Source organism: Pseudomonas sp. PSKL.D1 (genome assembly GCF_028898945.1).
Lineage (GTDB): Bacteria > Pseudomonadota > Gammaproteobacteria > Pseudomonadales > Pseudomonadaceae > Aquipseudomonas.
This window is the reverse complement of the sequence record NZ_CP118607.1, coordinates 760,610-775,924: the sequence shown is the minus strand read 5'-3', so window position 1 is coordinate 775,924 and position 15,315 is coordinate 760,610. Positions and strand designations below refer to the sequence as shown.

At 61.4% G+C, this 15,315-nt stretch carries 12 protein-coding genes; 6 read left to right on the top strand and 6 right to left on the bottom strand.

Translation table 11 applies throughout. From position 1 onward, the window contains the following. Position 1: 1 nt before the first annotated feature. The 3 genes from dnaJ to grpE form a co-directional block, all read right to left on the bottom strand. Positions 2-1,126, bottom strand: a complete 1,125-nt coding sequence (gene dnaJ / locus PVV54_RS03280) for a molecular chaperone DnaJ (RefSeq protein ID WP_274908583.1) — start codon at positions 1,124-1,126, stop codon at positions 2-4. 202 nt (positions 1,127-1,328) lie between these two features. Then, positions 1,329-3,254, bottom strand: a complete 1,926-nt coding sequence (gene dnaK, locus PVV54_RS03275) for a molecular chaperone DnaK (protein WP_274908582.1) — start codon at positions 3,252-3,254, stop codon at positions 1,329-1,331. A gap of 101 nt (positions 3,255-3,355) precedes the next feature. Next, positions 3,356-3,910, bottom strand: coding sequence for a nucleotide exchange factor GrpE (grpE, locus tag PVV54_RS03270; protein WP_274908581.1), 555 nt, complete (start codon positions 3,908-3,910; stop codon positions 3,356-3,358). Positions 3,911-4,101: 191 nt separating this feature from the next. On the opposite strand from grpE, the gene recN reads away from it, so the two are divergent. Next, on the top strand, positions 4,102-5,775 hold the full coding sequence (gene recN, locus PVV54_RS03265; RefSeq protein WP_274908580.1) for a DNA repair protein RecN: 1,674 nt from the start codon (positions 4,102-4,104) through the stop codon (positions 5,773-5,775). A gap of 60 nt (positions 5,776-5,835) precedes the next feature. On the opposite strand, the gene fur is transcribed toward recN, so the two are convergent. Beyond that, positions 5,836-6,240, bottom strand: coding sequence for a ferric iron uptake transcriptional regulator (fur, locus tag PVV54_RS03260; RefSeq protein ID WP_008096237.1), 405 nt, complete (start codon positions 6,238-6,240; stop codon positions 5,836-5,838). Between the two features lie 97 nt (positions 6,241-6,337). Between fur and bamE the strand changes: the two genes are divergently transcribed. After that, on the top strand, positions 6,338-6,874 hold the full coding sequence (bamE, locus tag PVV54_RS03255; protein ID WP_274908579.1) for an outer membrane protein assembly factor BamE: 537 nt from the start codon (positions 6,338-6,340) through the stop codon (positions 6,872-6,874). Between the two features lie 65 nt (positions 6,875-6,939). On the opposite strand, the gene PVV54_RS03250 is transcribed toward bamE, so the two are convergent. Further along, a complete protein-coding gene (locus PVV54_RS03250) occupies positions 6,940-7,374 on the bottom strand; it encodes a type II toxin-antitoxin system RatA family toxin (protein ID WP_274908578.1) in 435 nt (144 codons plus the stop codon). Between the two features lie 163 nt (positions 7,375-7,537). Between PVV54_RS03250 and smpB the strand changes: the two genes are divergently transcribed. Continuing rightward, positions 7,538-8,020, top strand: coding sequence for an SsrA-binding protein SmpB (gene smpB / locus PVV54_RS03245; RefSeq protein ID WP_152955908.1), 483 nt, complete (start codon positions 7,538-7,540; stop codon positions 8,018-8,020). 103 nt (positions 8,021-8,123) lie between these two features. On the opposite strand, the gene PVV54_RS03240 is transcribed toward smpB, so the two are convergent. Then, positions 8,124-8,891: an FCD domain-containing protein gene (locus PVV54_RS03240; RefSeq protein WP_274908577.1), complete on the bottom strand. Its 768-nt coding sequence runs from the start codon at positions 8,889-8,891 to the stop codon at positions 8,124-8,126. 255 nt (positions 8,892-9,146) lie between these two features. Here PVV54_RS03240 and PVV54_RS03235 point away from each other — a divergent pair, with 255 nt between their 5' ends. The 3 genes from PVV54_RS03235 (at position 9,147) to PVV54_RS03225 (ending at position 14,912) form a co-directional block, all read left to right on the top strand. Beyond that, entirely contained in the window at positions 9,147-10,817 is a 1,671-nt protein-coding gene (locus PVV54_RS03235; protein ID WP_274908576.1) for a lactate permease LctP family transporter, read from the top strand. Between the two features lie 63 nt (positions 10,818-10,880). Next, positions 10,881-12,026, top strand: a complete 1,146-nt coding sequence (gene lldD / locus PVV54_RS03230; RefSeq protein WP_274908575.1) for an FMN-dependent L-lactate dehydrogenase LldD — start codon at positions 10,881-10,883, stop codon at positions 12,024-12,026. 75 nt (positions 12,027-12,101) lie between these two features. After that, complete coding sequence (locus PVV54_RS03225; RefSeq protein ID WP_274908574.1) at positions 12,102-14,912, top strand: FAD-binding and (Fe-S)-binding domain-containing protein; 2,811 nt, start codon at positions 12,102-12,104, stop codon at positions 14,910-14,912. Positions 14,913-15,315 lie beyond the last annotated feature (403 nt).

Below are 15,315 nucleotides of genomic sequence, written 5' to 3'. Positions count from 1 at the left end.
GTCAGAGATCGCCGAAGAAGCGCTTCACGCCTTCAAACCAGCCGCTGGCCTTGGGCGAGTGGGTGCTGTCACCCTCAAGCGAAGCACGCAGCTCTTCGAGCAGCTCGCGCTGGCGGCGGCTGAGGTTGACCGGGGTTTCTACCGCCACGCGGCACAGCAGGTCTCCCGCCGCACCACCACGCACCGGGGCAACGCCCTTGCCACGCAGGCGGAACTGCTTGCCAGTCTGGGTGCCTTCCGGGATCTTCAACTTAACGCGACCATCAAGGGTCGGCACTTCCAACTCACCACCCAAGGCGGCATCGGTGTAGCTGATCGGCACTTCGCAGTACAGGTGCTTGCCGTCACGCTGGAAGATCGAGTGCTCGCGCACGTTGATCACCACATACAGGTCACCAGTCGGGCCACCATGGGTACCGGCCTCGCCTTCACCGGACAGGCGAATACGGTCGCCGGTGTCGACGCCAGCCGGCACCTTCACCGACAGGGTCTTGCACTCTTCGACACGGCCTTCACCGTGGCACGAGCCGCAAGGGTCGGTGATGATCTTGCCTTGGCCATGGCAGCGCGGGCAGGTTTGCTGCACTGAGAAGAAGCCCTGCTGCATACGCACCTGACCGATACCGCCACAGGTCGGGCAGGTAGCCGGGGTCGAGCCCTTCTTGGCACCCGAACCATCGCAAGGCGCGCAATTGACCAGCGTAGGCACACGAATGCTGACCGTGGTGCCGCGTACCGCTTCTTCCAGGTTCAGTTCCAGGGTGTAGCGCAGGTCACTGCCGCGCTGGGCACCGCCGCGCGAGCCGCCACGGCCGCCACCAAAGAAATCACTGAAGACATCACCGAAGATGTCGGAGAAGTTGGCGCCGCCAAAGCCAGCACCACCGCCACCCATGCTAGGGTCGACGCCAGCATGGCCGTACTGGTCGTACGCTGCGCGCTTGCTGGTATCGGACAGCACTTCATAGGCCTCGTTGGCCTCTTTGAACTGCTCTTCCGACTCTTTGTCACCCGGGTTGCGGTCGGGGTGATACTTCATCGCCAGGCGGCGATAAGCCTTTTTGAGATCACCTTCGCTGGCGCCACGCTCGACACCCAGGACCTCATAATAATCACGCTTTGCCATAGGTCATTTGCACTCTTGAGGGCGTTCGGCATACCTCTGCGCTACGCGCTGTGCCGCAGGACCTGCCAGCATTCATTGCGTTGACAGATCCTGTAAAAATTCTCGTATTCCAGACACACCAACGCGGGAGCAAGCCCCCGCGCGGCGACATCCTACCAGTTCACCGCCAAACGGCGGTGAACTGGCCGACAACATGCAACGATTACTTCTTGTCGTCGCCTTTGACTTCTTCGAACTCGGCGTCAACCACGTCATCGTGCTTGGCTTCTGGTTCGGCCTGCTGCTGAGCACCACCCTGAGCCTGCTGTGGCTGCTCGGCGTACATCTTCTGAGCAACAGGAGCCGACACCTTGGACAGCTCTTCTACCTTGGCTTCGATGGCAGCCTTGTCGTCGCCTTTAACGGCAGCTTCCAGAGCAACAACGGCAGCCTCAATGGCAGTTTTCTCTTCAGCAGTGACCTTGTCACCTGCGTCAGCGACCATCTTGCGAGTCGAGTGCACCAGCGCATCACCCTGGTTACGGGCAGCGGCCAGCTCTTCGAACTTGCGGTCTTCCTCGGCATTGGCCTCGGCGTCACGCACCATGCGCTCGATTTCGTCGTCCGACAGGCCGGAGTTGGCCTTGATCACGATCGACTGGGTCTTGCCGGTAGCCTTGTCTTTCGCACCAACATGCAGAATGCCGTTGGCGTCGATGTCGAAGGTTACTTCGATTTGCGGCACGCCACGCGGAGCTGGCGGGATGTCAGCCAGGTCAAACTTGCCCAGCGACTTGTTCTGCGCAGCCTGCTTACGCTCACCCTGCAGCACGTGAATGGTCACAGCGCCCTGGTTGTCGTCGGCAGTCGAGAACACCTGCGACTTCTTGGTCGGGATGGTGGTGTTCTTCTCGATCAGCGCAGTCATCACGCCACCCATGGTTTCGATACCCAGGGTCAGCGGGCTTACGTCGAGCAGCAGAACGTCTTTCACGTCACCAGCCAGAACCGCACCCTGAATGGCAGCACCCATGGCGACTGCTTCGTCCGGGTTGACGTCCTTGCGCGCTTCTTTACCGAAGAAGTCGGCAACGGCTTTCTGGACCATTGGCATACGGGTCTGGCCGCCCACCAGGATCACATCGTCGATCTTGCTGGCGTCGATGCCGGCGTCTTTCAGCGCGATGCGGCAAGGCTCGATGGTACGGTTGACCAGGTCTTCGACCAGCGACTCCAGCTTGGCGCGGGAGATTTTCACGTTCAGGTGCTTAGGACCGGTGGCATCTGCAGTGATGTACGGCAGGTTGACGTCGGTCGACTGTGCCGAGGACAGCTCGATCTTGGCTTTTTCAGCGGCTTCTTTCAGGCGCTGCAGGGCCAGTGGATCGTTCTTCAGGTCCATGCCGGACTCTTTCTTGAACTCGTCGACGAGGTAGTCGATCAAGCGCATGTCGAAGTCTTCGCCACCCAGGAAGGTGTCACCGTTGGTAGCCAGCACTTCGAACTGGTGCTCACCGTCAACTTCGGCGATTTCGATCACGGATACGTCGAAGGTACCGCCACCCAGGTCATAAACGATGACAGTGTGGTCGCCCTTGGCCTTGTCCATGCCGTAAGCCAGTGCAGCAGCGGTTGGCTCGTTGATGATGCGTTTTACGTCCAGGCCAGCGATGCGACCGGCATCCTTGGTAGCCTGACGCTGGCTGTCGTTGAAGTAGGCCGGAACGGTGATGACCGCTTCGGTGACTGGCTCGCCGAGGTAGTCTTCGGCGGTCTTCTTCATTTTTTTCAGGACTTCGGCGCTGATTTGCGGCGGAGCCATTTCCTTGCCAGAAGCCTCGACCCAGGCGTCACCGTTGCCTGCCTTGACGATCTTGTAAGGCACCAGCTTGATGTCTTTCTGCACGACATCTTCTTCGAAGCGGCGGCCAATCAGGCGCTTCACTGCGAACAGGGTGTTGTGCGGGTTGGTAACCGCCTGACGCTTGGCCGATTGACCGACCAGGATTTCGCCGTCGTTGGCATAGGCCACGATCGAAGGGGTGGTACGCGCGCCTTCGGCGTTTTCGATGACCTTGACGTTACCGTTTTCCAGAATGGAGACGCACGAGTTGGTGGTCCCCAGGTCGATACCGATGATTTTGCCCATGTTAACTCTCCCGAAACTTGAATTTGGTGGCAGCGACTACTTTGGCCAACTGCGGTAATACTTGAAGGCTTGACACCTAGATGGGGATGCCCCGGTGGATTTCAAGCCTTCTCATCGATCGAAGGTTGCGGCGCGGCCGGCGCCTTGCTCACCACAACCATCGCTGGGCGCAGCAGGCGGCCATTGAGCAGGTAGCCCTTCTGGAACACGTTCAGCACGCTGTTCGGTTCGACATTGGCGCTTTCCTGCATGGCCATGGCCTGATGGTGCTCAGGATTGAATGGCTGGCCGTGCGGATCGATGGCTTCGAGGTTGTAGCGCTTGAGGGTGTCCTGGAACATCTTCAGGGTCAGCTCGACCCCCTCGCGGATTTGCTTGACGTTCTCATCCTCGGCACTGGAGTGCGCCAGGGCCAGCTCCAGGCTGTCGATGATCGGCAGCAGGTCTGCCGAGAATTTTTCCAGCGCGAACTTGTGCGCCTTCTCTACATCCTGCTCGGCACGACGGCGAATGTTCTGCACGTCGGCAACAGCACGCAGGGACTGATCCTTGGCGGCGGCCAGCTGCTCCTCTAGTTCCTGGACGCGGGCATCGACAGTCGCTGCACCAGCCTCTTCGGCGTTAAGGTCTTTCTCGTTCAGCTGTTCGTCAGCCATGGGTACTCTCCTGCGCAATTTCTGTTGTACGAGCAAAGCTCGCCGTGTCTGCCGGCTATATGGGGCCGGAAAAACAGGGTTCAAGGGGCAAGGTGGTTTTCAGCCGGGTTACGAATTGTTTGATGAGGCATTGGCAGGCCAGAAAAAAGTACTGTATAAATAACCAGACTTGAGCTTCGGGAGCCGCCCTCATGCTGGTGCACCTGTCCATTCACAACTACGCCATCGTCGAGCACCTCGACCTCGAAATTGACCGCGGCATGTCCGTCATCACCGGCGAGACCGGCGCGGGCAAATCGATCATGCTCGACGCGCTCGGCCTGACCCTGGGCGACCGTGCCGACAGTGGCGTGGTACGCCCAGGCACCGACAAGGCAGACATCCTCGCCACATTCGACCTGGTGGACATCCCCGAGGCACGTACCTGGCTGGCCGAACGCGACCTGGAAAGCGAAGGCCCGTGCATCCTGCGCCGGGTGATTACCGCTGAAGGGCGCAGCCGCGGCTACATCAATGGCACGCCCTGCCCGCTCGGCGACTTGAAGGCACTTGGCGAGCTGCTGATCGACATTCACAGCCAGCACGAACACCAGTCGCTGCTCAAGACCGACACCCATCGCCGCCTGGTAGACGAGTACGCCGGCGCCATCGACCTGGCCCGACAGGTTCAGTTGGCCGCCAAGCGCTGGAACCAGACCCACCTGGAAATCGAGCGCCTGACCAATTCGGGCGACGAGCAACGCGCCCGCCATCAACTGCTCAGCTACCAGCTGGAAGAGCTCGACAACCTGGGCCTGGTTGAAAACGAACTGGAGCACCTGGAGCAGGAGCACAAGAACCTGACCAGCGCCGAAGCGTTGTTCGGCATTTGTCGGCAGGTGATCGACCAGTGCAGCGAGAGCGACTCGGGCAACGTACTCAGCGCGCTTACCTCCAGCCTTAATCGCCTGGGCGCAACCAGCAATGCCCCCAAAGCACTCGATGAGGCGGCCAACCTGATTGCCAGTGCGCAGATTCAGGTTGAGGAAGCCATGGGCGAGCTCAACCGCTTCCTCGACAACTTCGACGCCGACCCCATGCGCCTGCAGGCTCTGGAGGAACGGCTCGACACTATCTATACACTGGCGCGCAAACACCGCATCCACCCCACCGAGTTGCCGCACCTGCAGCAGCAACTGATGGAAGAAATCGAAAGCTTGAATGCCAGCGACGAGTCACTTGAACGACTCGGCGAGGAACTGCGGGCTTACGCCCAGCATTATCAAGAGAAGGCGACAGAGCTGAGCGCCCTGCGACAACAGGCTGCCCACCAACTGGCACTCGCCGTGGAGCAGGAAATCCAGCGCCTGGGCATGCCCGGCGGCCGCTTCTGCATCGAGCTGACGCCAAACGAAGGCCGCGAACTCTCACCTCACGGCCTGGAGCAGATCGAACTACTGGTCAGCGCAAACCCGGGCCAGCCCCTCAAAGGCCTGGCCAAAGTGGCTTCGGGCGGCGAGCTTTCGCGCATCAGCCTGGCGATTCAGGTGATCACCGCGCAAACCTCACGCATTCCAACCCTGGTGTTCGACGAAGTCGACGTGGGCATCGGCGGCCCGACGGCCGAGATCGTCGGCCAGTTGCTACGCCGCCTGGGCGAGCGTGGCCAAGTGCTGACCGTGACGCACCTGCCGCAGGTGGCAGCACAGGGGCATCACCACCTGTTCGTGCACAAGGTGCGCAACAGCGACACTACCCACACCGCCGTGGCCAGCCTGGGCAAACGCGAGCGGGTAGAGGAAGTGGCGCGGATGCTGGGCGGTATCGACCTGACCAAGGAGTCGCTGGCACACGCACGCAAGATGGTGGTTTCCGGCAAGGCCTGAGCCCCATAAAGCACAAAGGCGACCCTAGGGTCGCCTTTGTCGTTCATAACGATTAAATCGTTACTTCTTCTTACGCACATAGAGGACCAGGTTGTGGTCCACCAGCTCGTAGCCGTGCTCGGCCACGATTTCCTTCTGACGGCGCTCGATTTCAGCATCCATGAATTCGATGACTTCGCTGGTTTCCACGTTGACCATATGGTCGTGGTGGCCACCATCAGCCAGCTCGAACACCGCGTGGCCGCCGTCGAAGTTGTGGCGCACCACCAGGCCAGCTGCTTCGAACTGGGTCAGTACGCGATAAACGGTGGCCAGGCCGACATCCTCGCCAGCCTCCATCAGTGCCTTGTAAACATCCTCGGCACTCATGTGACGTTGCTCGGTAGAGTCGAGCATTTGAAGGATCTTGACTCGAGGCAGGGTAACCTTGAGACCGGCTTTGCGCAGTTCGCTATTTTCAACCATGGTCAGCTTTCTCGCCGATGCTGCTTCGCAGCTTCTCTTAATACGGGTATGATCGGGGTTTACGTTGTCCAGCCAAGATAGTGGAAGTCGCCCACCGATGCAAAACACCAAGCTCTTGCTAACCAGCCTCACCCTCGTGGGACTGCTCGCACTCGCCGGTTGCTCGTTTCCCGGGGTTTACAAAATCGACATCCAGCAGGGCAATGTCGTCACGCAAGACATGATAGACCAATTGCGCCCCGGAATGACCCGACGGCAAGTAAGGTTTATCATGGGTAACCCATTGCTGCAGGACACCTTCAACACCAATCGTTGGGATTACCTGTACAGCATCCAGCCAGGTGGCGGTAAGCGCCAGCAGGAGCGCATGAGCATCTTCTTCAACGACAGCGACCAATTGGTCAGCCTGTCGGGTGACTTCATGCCAGGCGTCAGCAAGGACCAGGAAATCCTCGGCGGCAGCAGCGACACTACCGTCAGCCCAGGCACCCAACCAGAGCAGCAGGCCACTCCGCAACCCGCCGAGAAGCCAGCCAAGCCAGGTTCGGTGGAAGAGTCCATCCAGCGCGAGATCGATACCATCGAAACCACGCCGGTTCCGACTCCCGCTCCGCTGGAAACCTCGCCGCAGTAATTGCAGGTAACAAAAAGCCCGGGCCATGGCCCGGGCTTTTTTGTGGACGCTGGGTTTAGCGGCTGTCAGCCATTCAACTGCTTGGCACGCTGGCAGAACGCATCCACCAACGTATTGGCCGCCTGGTTGAACAGCGGCCCCAAGGTGGCGCGCACAATCGGCCCGGCATAGTCGAACGACAAATCCAGGCTGATCTTGCAGGCTTTTTCGCCCAGCGGCTTGAACACCCACACGCCATGCAACTGGCTGAACGGCCCTTCTTCAAGGTTCATCTCGATCGACTGCCCCGGCACCAGCACATTGCGCGTTACAAATTGCTGGCTCATGCCGCCCTTGGCCACCTCAAGCTTTGCACGCATGTGCGTATCGCTAGCCTCGATCACCGTCGAGGCCGAGCACCAGGGCAAGAAATCAGGGTAGCTGGCGACATCGTTGACCAAGTCGTAAAGCGCCTGGGCAGGGTACGGCAGCAGGGCGGAGCGTTGAATATGGGTAGTCATCCAGGCGTCACTTCCAAGGCTGGGTGGCGGCGCTTCGCAGCGTGCCGAAAACAGGTTCTGTGCGTATGACAGGGCCTGTATTGTCCGGTATTCATTGCAGTGGCTCAAGCACACCGAAATCCCATAGCGGACGACGCATTGACTTGCCTATAATGCCGCCCCTATGGCTAAACAAAAGAAACATCCGACCGGGACCATCGCGCAGAACAAGAAAGCGCGACACGATTACTTCATCGAACACAAGTTCGAGGCCGGGCTGGTCCTGTCCGGCTGGGAAGTAAAGAGCCTGCGCGCCGGCAAGGCCCACCTGACCGACAGCTACGTGCTGCTCAAGGACGGTGAAGCCTGGCTGTTCGGCAGCCACATCACCCCGCTGACTGCCGCCAGCACCCACGTCATCGCCGACCCCATGCGCACCCGCAAGCTGCTGCTGAACAAGCGCGAGCTTGAGCGCGTAGAGGCGGCCGTGGCGCAAAAAGGCTACACCTGTGTTGCCTTGGCGCTGTACTGGAGCAAGCACCTGATCAAGTGCGAAATCGCGCTTGGCAAGGGCAAGAAGGAATTCGACAAGCGCGACACCATGCGCGAACGTGATTCCAACCGCGAGTTGCAGCGTGCGGTGCGCAACAAAGGGAAGGAAGAGTAGGCCTTCCCGATTGGCGGCGCCTGCATCGCGGATCAATCCGCTCCTACAACACAGGGTACGCACCCTGTAGGAGCGGATTTATCCGCGATAAGCCTCCGCAAACTTAACGCCCGCTCCGCCGCTCCGCCCGCGCCACGCGCTGCGCTTCTTCATGCGCCTCTTCCAGCACCTCCTGCACATACAAAATGTGCCGGCTGGAGATCTCTCGCGCCTCGTCCGCCCTGCCCTCGACAATCGCCTGATACAGCTCCCGATGCTGGCTGATCAACATGTCCCGCGTCTCGGTACGCTGCTGGTACATACCGCCAATATTGGTCACCACATTACGCTTGAGCAGGTCGAACAACCCGCGGATGGTGTGCAGCAGCACCGCATTGTGACTGGCTTCGGCAATCGCCAGATGGAAGCGCGCATCGGCAGCCCCCTCTTCCGCTCGCGTCACTTCGTCCGCACGCGAGTAGCAGTCTTGCAACGTATCGAAAGCAGCCTTGAGCCGCGCACGGTCAGGCTCGGTCGCGCGCTGAGCTGCGTAATAAGCACATGACGCCTCAAGCGTGTGACGAAACTCCAGCAGGTCGCGCTGCGCTTCGGCGCTGTGCTCCAGCAATTGCAGCAGCGGGTCGCTGAACGTCGAACCCAGCGACTCGGCTACATAATTGCCACCACCCTGGCGGCTGACCAGCAACCCCTTGGCCACCAGCTTCTGGATTGCTTCACGCAATGACGGCCGCGACACACCGAACTGCTCGGCAAGGGCGCGCTCGGCCGGCAGCCGCTGGCCGGAGGTCAGCGTGCCTTCCAGAATCATCCCTTCCAACCGATCGACAATGTCGTCGGACAGGCGCCGTTGGCGGACCTGATCAAAAACCATCACATGCTCTCCACAAACCCCTGGCAATCATCCGGGGGCGCCTATTCTCGCCGATCCAGCCTGCGCCAGCACCATTCAGACGCGCATTTTCCAAGGCAAACAGCTGCCCGCTCATCGGCACACGACCAAAGTTTTGCCTCGGACAAATTGACACACCCACGACAGCGCTTTTAACCTAGCGACCAGCCATTGTAAATTGGTCTTACCAATTATCCAATGCCAGTGCTGACCAACAACAATTAGGGGCCACCCCATATGCAAACCTGGCAACAACTCTATACCCCGCTTGGTAGTCTCGGCCTGTCCGCACTGGCGGCGGTCATCCCTATCGTGTTCTTCTTCCTGGCCCTCGCCGTGTTCCGCCTCAAAGGCCACGTTGCGGGCAGCATTACCCTCGCCCTGTCGATCCTGGTGGCCATCTTTGCCTTCCAGATGCCGGTGGACATGGCCCTTGCTGCCGCCGGGTATGGCTTCCTTTATGGCCTCTGGCCAATTGCCTGGATCATCGTTGCCGCGGTGTTCCTCTACAAACTCACGGTCAAGAGCGGCCAGTTCGAGGTCATTCGCAGTTCGGTACTGTCGATTACAGACGACCAACGCCTGCAGGTACTGCTGATTGGCTTCTGCTTCGGCGCATTCCTCGAAGGCGCCGCCGGTTTCGGCGCCCCGGTAGCCATCACCGCCGCGCTGCTGGTGGGCCTGGGCTTCAACCCGCTCTATGCCGCTGGCCTGTGCCTGATCGCCAACACTGCCCCGGTAGCCTTTGGCGCACTGGGCATCCCGATCATCGTGGCCGGCCAGGTCACCGGCATCGACGCCTTCCACATCGGCGCCATGACCGGCCGCCAACTGCCGCTGCTGTCGCTGTTCGTGCCGTTCTGGCTGGTGTTCATGATGGACGGCCTGCGCGGCGTGAAAGAAACCTGGCCTGCCGCCCTGGTTGCCGGCCTGAGCTTCGCCGTTACCCAGTACTTCACATCCAACTTCATCGGCCCGGAACTGCCAGACATCACCTCTGCCCTGGCCAGCCTGATTGCCCTGACCCTGTTCCTGAAAGTCTGGCAGCCCAAGCGTTCGTTCGCACAAGCCAAGGGTAGCGTCGGCGCCGCGGTCGTACAGCCAAGCGGCAGCCAGCCTAGCCCCTACAGCTTTGGCGAAATCTTCAAAGCCTGGTCGCCGTTCTTGATCCTGACCGTGCTGGTTACCATCTGGACGCTCAAACCGTTCAAGGCAGCCTTCGCCCCAGGCGGCGCGATGTACAACTTCGTGTTCAACTTCGCCATCCCGCACCTGGACCAACTGGTGGTCAAAACCGCGCCGATCGTCACCGCGCCGACCGCCATGCCAGCGGTGTTCAAGCTGGACCCGATTTCCGCCACCGGTACTGCAATCTTCCTCTCCGCGCTTATTTCCATGGCGGTGCTGAAGATCAATTTCAAAACTGGTCTTACCACTTTCAAAGAAACGTTCTGGGAGCTGCGCTGGCCGATCTTGTCCATCGGCATGGTGCTGGCCTTCGCCTTCGTCACCAACTACTCAGGCATGTCTTCGACCATGGCTCTGGTACTGGCCGGCACGGGCGCCGCCTTCCCGTTCTTCTCGCCGTTCCTCGGCTGGCTGGGCGTGTTCCTGACCGGCTCGGACACCTCGTCCAACGCCCTGTTCAGCTCGCTGCAGGCCACCACCGCGCACCAGATTGGCGTCAGCGACACCCTGCTGGTAGCTGCCAACACCAGCGGCGGCGTGACCGGCAAGATGATTTCGCCGCAATCGATCGCCGTGGCCTGCGCCGCTACCGGCCTGGTCGGCAAGGAATCCGATCTGTTCCGCTTCACCGTCAAGCACAGCCTGTTCTTCGCCACCATCGTCGGCCTGATCACCCTGGTTCAGGCCTACTGGCTGACCGGCATGCTGGTTCATCACTAAAGTGAAAGGGGCCGGGCGCCCGAGAGCGCCCGGCATCTCCTTCAACCCACGCTGCGAGAATCCATGATCATTTCTGCCTCCACCGACTATCGCGCCGCGGCCCAGCGCAAGCTGCCACCCTTCCTGTTCCACTACGCCGACGGCGGCGCCTATGCCGAGCACACCCTGCGCCATAACGTGTCGGACCTGGCCAGCATTGCCCTGCGCCAACGCGTGCTCAAGAACATGTCCGAGCTGAGCCTTGAGACCAAACTGTTCGACGAAACCCTGAGTATGCCCGTGGCCCTGGCCCCGGTCGGCCTCACCGGCATGTACGCCCGCCGTGGCGAAGTGCAGGCCGCCCGAGCCGCCGCCGCCCATGGCATCCCGTTCACCATGTCCACCGTGTCGGTGTGCCCGATCGAAGAAGTGGCCCCGGCCATCAACCGGCCGATGTGGTTCCAGCTCTATGTGCTCAAAGACCGCGGTTTCATGCGCAATGCGCTGGAGCGCGCCAAGGCAGCAGGCGTTAAAACCCTGGTGTTCACCGTCGACATGCCCGTGCCCGGCGCCCGCTACCGCGACGCCCATTCCGGCATGAGCGGCAAAAACGGCCCGATGCGCCGCGTACTTCAAGCCATGGCCCACCCCGAATGGGCATGGGACGTCGGTGTGAAGGGGCGCCCGCACGACCTGGGCAACATCTCCAAGTACCGTGGCAACCCAACCGGCCTGGCAGATTACATCGGCTGGCTGGGCAACAACTTCGACCCGTCGATCTCGTGGAAAGACCTGGAGTGGATCCGCGAATTCTGGGACGGCCCGATGATCATCAAAGGCATCCTCGACGCCGACGACGCCCGTGACGCGGTCAAGTTCGGTGCCGACGGCATCGTGGTGTCCAACCACGGCGGCCGCCAGCTGGACGGCGTGCTGTCCAGCGCCCGCGCCCTGCCTGCCATTGCCGACGCGGTGAAGGGCGACCTGAAAATTCTTGCCGACTCGGGCATCCGCAGCGGCCTCGACGTGGTGCGCATGATTGCCCTGGGCGCCGACACCGTGCTGATCGGCCGCGCCTTCCTCTGGGCCCTTGCCGTGCATGGCCAGGCCGGGGTGAAAAACCTGCTGGAACTGTTCGAGAAGGAAATGCGCGTGGCCATGGTGCTGACTGGCGCCAAATCCATCAGCGAAATCACCCGCGACTCGCTGGTGCGCGAACTGGGTGCCTGAGTACCTGCCTGAAACACCGCCTGAATGACCGGGGCACGTGGCGCGACAGACGCCATGGCCCCGCAAGGAGATTGCATGAGCCTGCCCGTTGCGTTTTTGCGTGATGTCGAGCGCCTGATCCCTCCAGCACGCCGCTTTGACGACCCGACGTCCACGTTGGCCTTCGGCACCGATGCCAGTTTCTACCGGCTGATCCCCAAGCTGGTGGTGCGCGTCGAGTCCGAAGACGAAGTGGTCGGGCTGATCCAGCTGGCCCAGCGCGACCGCGTGCCGGTGACCTTCCGCGCCGCTGGCACCAGCTTGTCTGGCCAGGCCATCACCGACTCCGTGCTGATCGTGCTGGGCGACAACTGGGGCGGCAAGGAAATCCGCGGCCAGGGTTTACAAATCCGCCTGCAACCCGGCGTCATCGGCGCCCAGGCCAACGCCTGGCTGGCCCCCTTCGGCCGCAAGATCGGCCCCGACCCGGCCTCGATCAACGCCTGCAAAATCGGCGGCATCGTCGCCAACAATGCCAGCGGCATGTGCTGCGGCACCGCCCAGAACACCTACCACACCCTGGCCGGCCTGCGCCTGGTGCTGGCCGATGGCACGCGTTTCGACAGCGAAGACCCAGCAAGCGTGGCAGCCTTCGAACGCAGCCATGCTGGCTTGCTTGAGTCGCTGGCACGCCTGGGCCGGGAAACCCGCGCCAACCTTGAGCTGGCCGACCGCATTCGCCACAAGTACCGGCTGAAGAACACCACGGGCCTGTCGCTGAACGCGCTGGTGGACTACGACCAACCGCTGGATATCCTGCAGCACTTGTTGGTCGGGTCTGAAGGTACGTTGGGCTTCATCAGCGCCGTCACCTACAACACCGTGCCCGACCACCCGCACAAGGCCAGTGCCTTGCTGGTGTTCCCAAGCGTGGAAAGCTGCTGCCGCGCGGTAACTGTGCTCAAGCGCCAGCCGGTGTCTGCCGTCGAGCTGCTCGACCGTCGCAGCTTGCGCTCGGTGCAGAACATGCCGGGCATGCCGCTTTGGGTAAAGGGCCTGTCGGACAACGCCTGCGCCCTGCTGATCGAGTCCCGCGCGGCCAGCCAGAGCCTGCTGCACGAACAACTGCATCAGGTCATGGCCTCCATTGCCGAGTTCCCGCTGGAGCAAAAGGTAGATTTCAGCGAAGACCCGGCGGTGTACAACCAGCTGTGGAAAATCCGCAAAGACACCTTCCCCGCTGTTGGCGCTGTGCGCCAAACCGGCACCACGGTGATCATCGAAGACGTGACCTTCCCCGTGGAGCAACTGGCCGAAGGCGTCAACCGCCTGATCCTGCTGTTCGACAAGCACCGTTACGACGAAGCGATCATTTTTGGCCACGCGCTGGAAGGCAACCTGCACTTCGTGTTCACCCAGGGCTTCAACAGCGCTGAAGAAGTCACCCGCTACCAGGCCTTCATGGACGACGTGGCACAGTTGGTGGCCGTGGAGTTTGGCGGCTCGCTCAAGGCCGAGCACGGCACCGGGCGCAACATGGCGCCTTTCGTGGAGCTGGAATGGGGGCATGATGCTTACCAGTTGATGTGGAAGCTCAAACGCCTGCTCGACCCCAACGGCATTCTCAACCCCGACGTGGTGCTGAGCGACGACCCGGACATCCACCTGAAAAACCTCAAGCCGCTGCCTGCTGCTGACGAAATCGTCGACAAGTGCATCGAATGCGGCTTTTGCGAACCGGTGTGCCCATCCAAAGGGCTGACCCTCAGCCCACGCCAGCGCATTGTCATGTGGCGGGATATCCAGGCTAAAAAGCGCGCCGGTGCCGACACCCGCGAACTGCTGCAAACCTACCAGTACCAAGGCATCGACACGTGCGCCGCCACAGGCCTGTGCGCCCAGCGCTGCCCGGTTGGCATCAACACCGGCGAATTGGTGAAAAAGCTACGCGACCAAGCCGCCGACCATGCCAAGGCCGCAGACTGGCTGGCCGACCACTTCCAAACCGCATTGGGCGGCGCACGCCTGACCCTGACCGCCGCCAACACCGCCCGCAAACTGCTCGGTGCCCCGCGCCTTGGCCGCTTGAGCACACGCCTGAGCAACGCCAGCAAAGGCCGCTTGCCCCAGTGGACCCCGGCCATGCCGCAGCCCCTGCGCACGGTAGCCTTCGGCCCGGCCAGCAACGACGCCCGCCCCCGTGTGGTGTACCTGGCCGCCTGCGTGTCACGCGTGATGGGCCCGGCCTACGCCGACCGCGAGCAAAGCTCGCTGCTCGACAAAACCCGTGGCCTGCTGGAAAAGGCCGGTTACCAAGTCGTGTTCCCCGACAACGCCGACAGCCTGTGTTGCGGCCAGCCGTTCGCCTCCAAGGGTTACCCCGAACAGGCCGAACACAAGCGTCAGGAGCTGATTAACGCCCTGCTGCACGCCAGCCGCGGCGGCCTGGACCCGATCTACTGCGACACCAGCCCCTGCACGCTGCGCCTGGCGCAAGACCTGGGCGACACCCGCCTGGACCTGTACGACCCGGTGCGCTTTATCCGCACCCACCTGCTGGACAAGCTGGAGTTCACCCCCCAGGAAGAGCCGGTGGCCGTGCACGTCACCTGCAGCACCCAGCACCTTGGCGAAAGCCAGGCGCTGATCGACCTGGCGCGGCGCTGCAGCAAGCAGGTGGTCATCCCCGAGGGCATTCATTGTTGCGGGTTTGCCGGTGACAAAGGCTTCACCACACCAGAGCTCAATGCCCACTCGCTGCGCAGCTTGAAGGATGCGGTGCAGTACTGCAGCGAAGGTATTTCCACCAGCCGCACGTGCGAAATTGGCCTGTCGAGCCACAGTGGCATCGACTACCACGGCCTGGTTTACCTGGTAGACCGCGTCACCCGCCCGCGCAGTATCTGAGCCCAAAGCTTGCGCAACTCCTGTAGGAGCGGCTTCAGCCGCGATCACCGGCGCAGCCGGTGCCATCCACCGCGTCGCCCGGTTCGCGGATGAATCCGCTCCTACAGAGGACTGCGAGCACGCTGAAGCCGTAAGACATTTCCGAACCTGCAACCAAATGCTTCAAAACCAAGCACTTTGGGAATTATCCTACGACCCACGCTGCCGTTTCGCTGTTGTTGCTCATGAGCATCAGGGCTAACTTCCCTGGGTCGTCATTTTTTGGCGGCTTGGGTGTGAGAGCCCGCAAATTTCGGTAGTACTGCTATGGCAGCCGTAACGCGGGCAGGCTTCGGCCTGGCCGGGTTTTACCGATTTTTGCCGGTCTCTCACCCCGCGTTCGGTTGCCACCCTATTCTGTGAG

What these genes read in the sequence shown, in the direction of transcription:
- PVV54_RS03240 (WP_274908577.1), bottom strand. Translation starts at nt 8,891, where the DNA reads ATGGTTTTTGATCAGGTCCGCCAACGGCGCCTGTCCGACGACATTGTC.
- fur (WP_008096237.1), bottom strand. Translation starts at nt 6,240, where the DNA reads ATGGTTGAAAATAGCGAACTGCGCAAAGCCGGTCTCAAGGTTACCCTG.
- PVV54_RS03225 (WP_274908574.1), top strand. Translation starts at nt 12,102, where the DNA reads ATGAGCCTGCCCGTTGCGTTTTTGCGTGATGTCGAGCGCCTGATCCCT.
- grpE (WP_274908581.1), bottom strand. Translation starts at nt 3,910, where the DNA reads ATGGCTGACGAACAGCTGAACGAGAAAGACCTTAACGCCGAAGAGGCT.
- smpB (WP_152955908.1), top strand. Translation starts at nt 7,538, where the DNA reads ATGGCTAAACAAAAGAAACATCCGACCGGGACCATCGCGCAGAACAAG.
- lldD (WP_274908575.1), top strand. Translation starts at nt 10,881, where the DNA reads ATGATCATTTCTGCCTCCACCGACTATCGCGCCGCGGCCCAGCGCAAG.
- bamE (WP_274908579.1), top strand. Translation starts at nt 6,338, where the DNA reads ATGCAAAACACCAAGCTCTTGCTAACCAGCCTCACCCTCGTGGGACTG.
- dnaK (WP_274908582.1), bottom strand. Translation starts at nt 3,254, where the DNA reads ATGGGCAAAATCATCGGTATCGACCTGGGGACCACCAACTCGTGCGTC.
- dnaJ (WP_274908583.1), bottom strand. Translation starts at nt 1,126, where the DNA reads ATGGCAAAGCGTGATTATTATGAGGTCCTGGGTGTCGAGCGTGGCGCC.
- PVV54_RS03235 (WP_274908576.1), top strand. Translation starts at nt 9,147, where the DNA reads ATGCAAACCTGGCAACAACTCTATACCCCGCTTGGTAGTCTCGGCCTG.
- recN (WP_274908580.1), top strand. Translation starts at nt 4,102, where the DNA reads ATGCTGGTGCACCTGTCCATTCACAACTACGCCATCGTCGAGCACCTC.
- PVV54_RS03250 (WP_274908578.1), bottom strand. Translation starts at nt 7,374, where the DNA reads ATGACTACCCATATTCAACGCTCCGCCCTGCTGCCGTACCCTGCCCAG.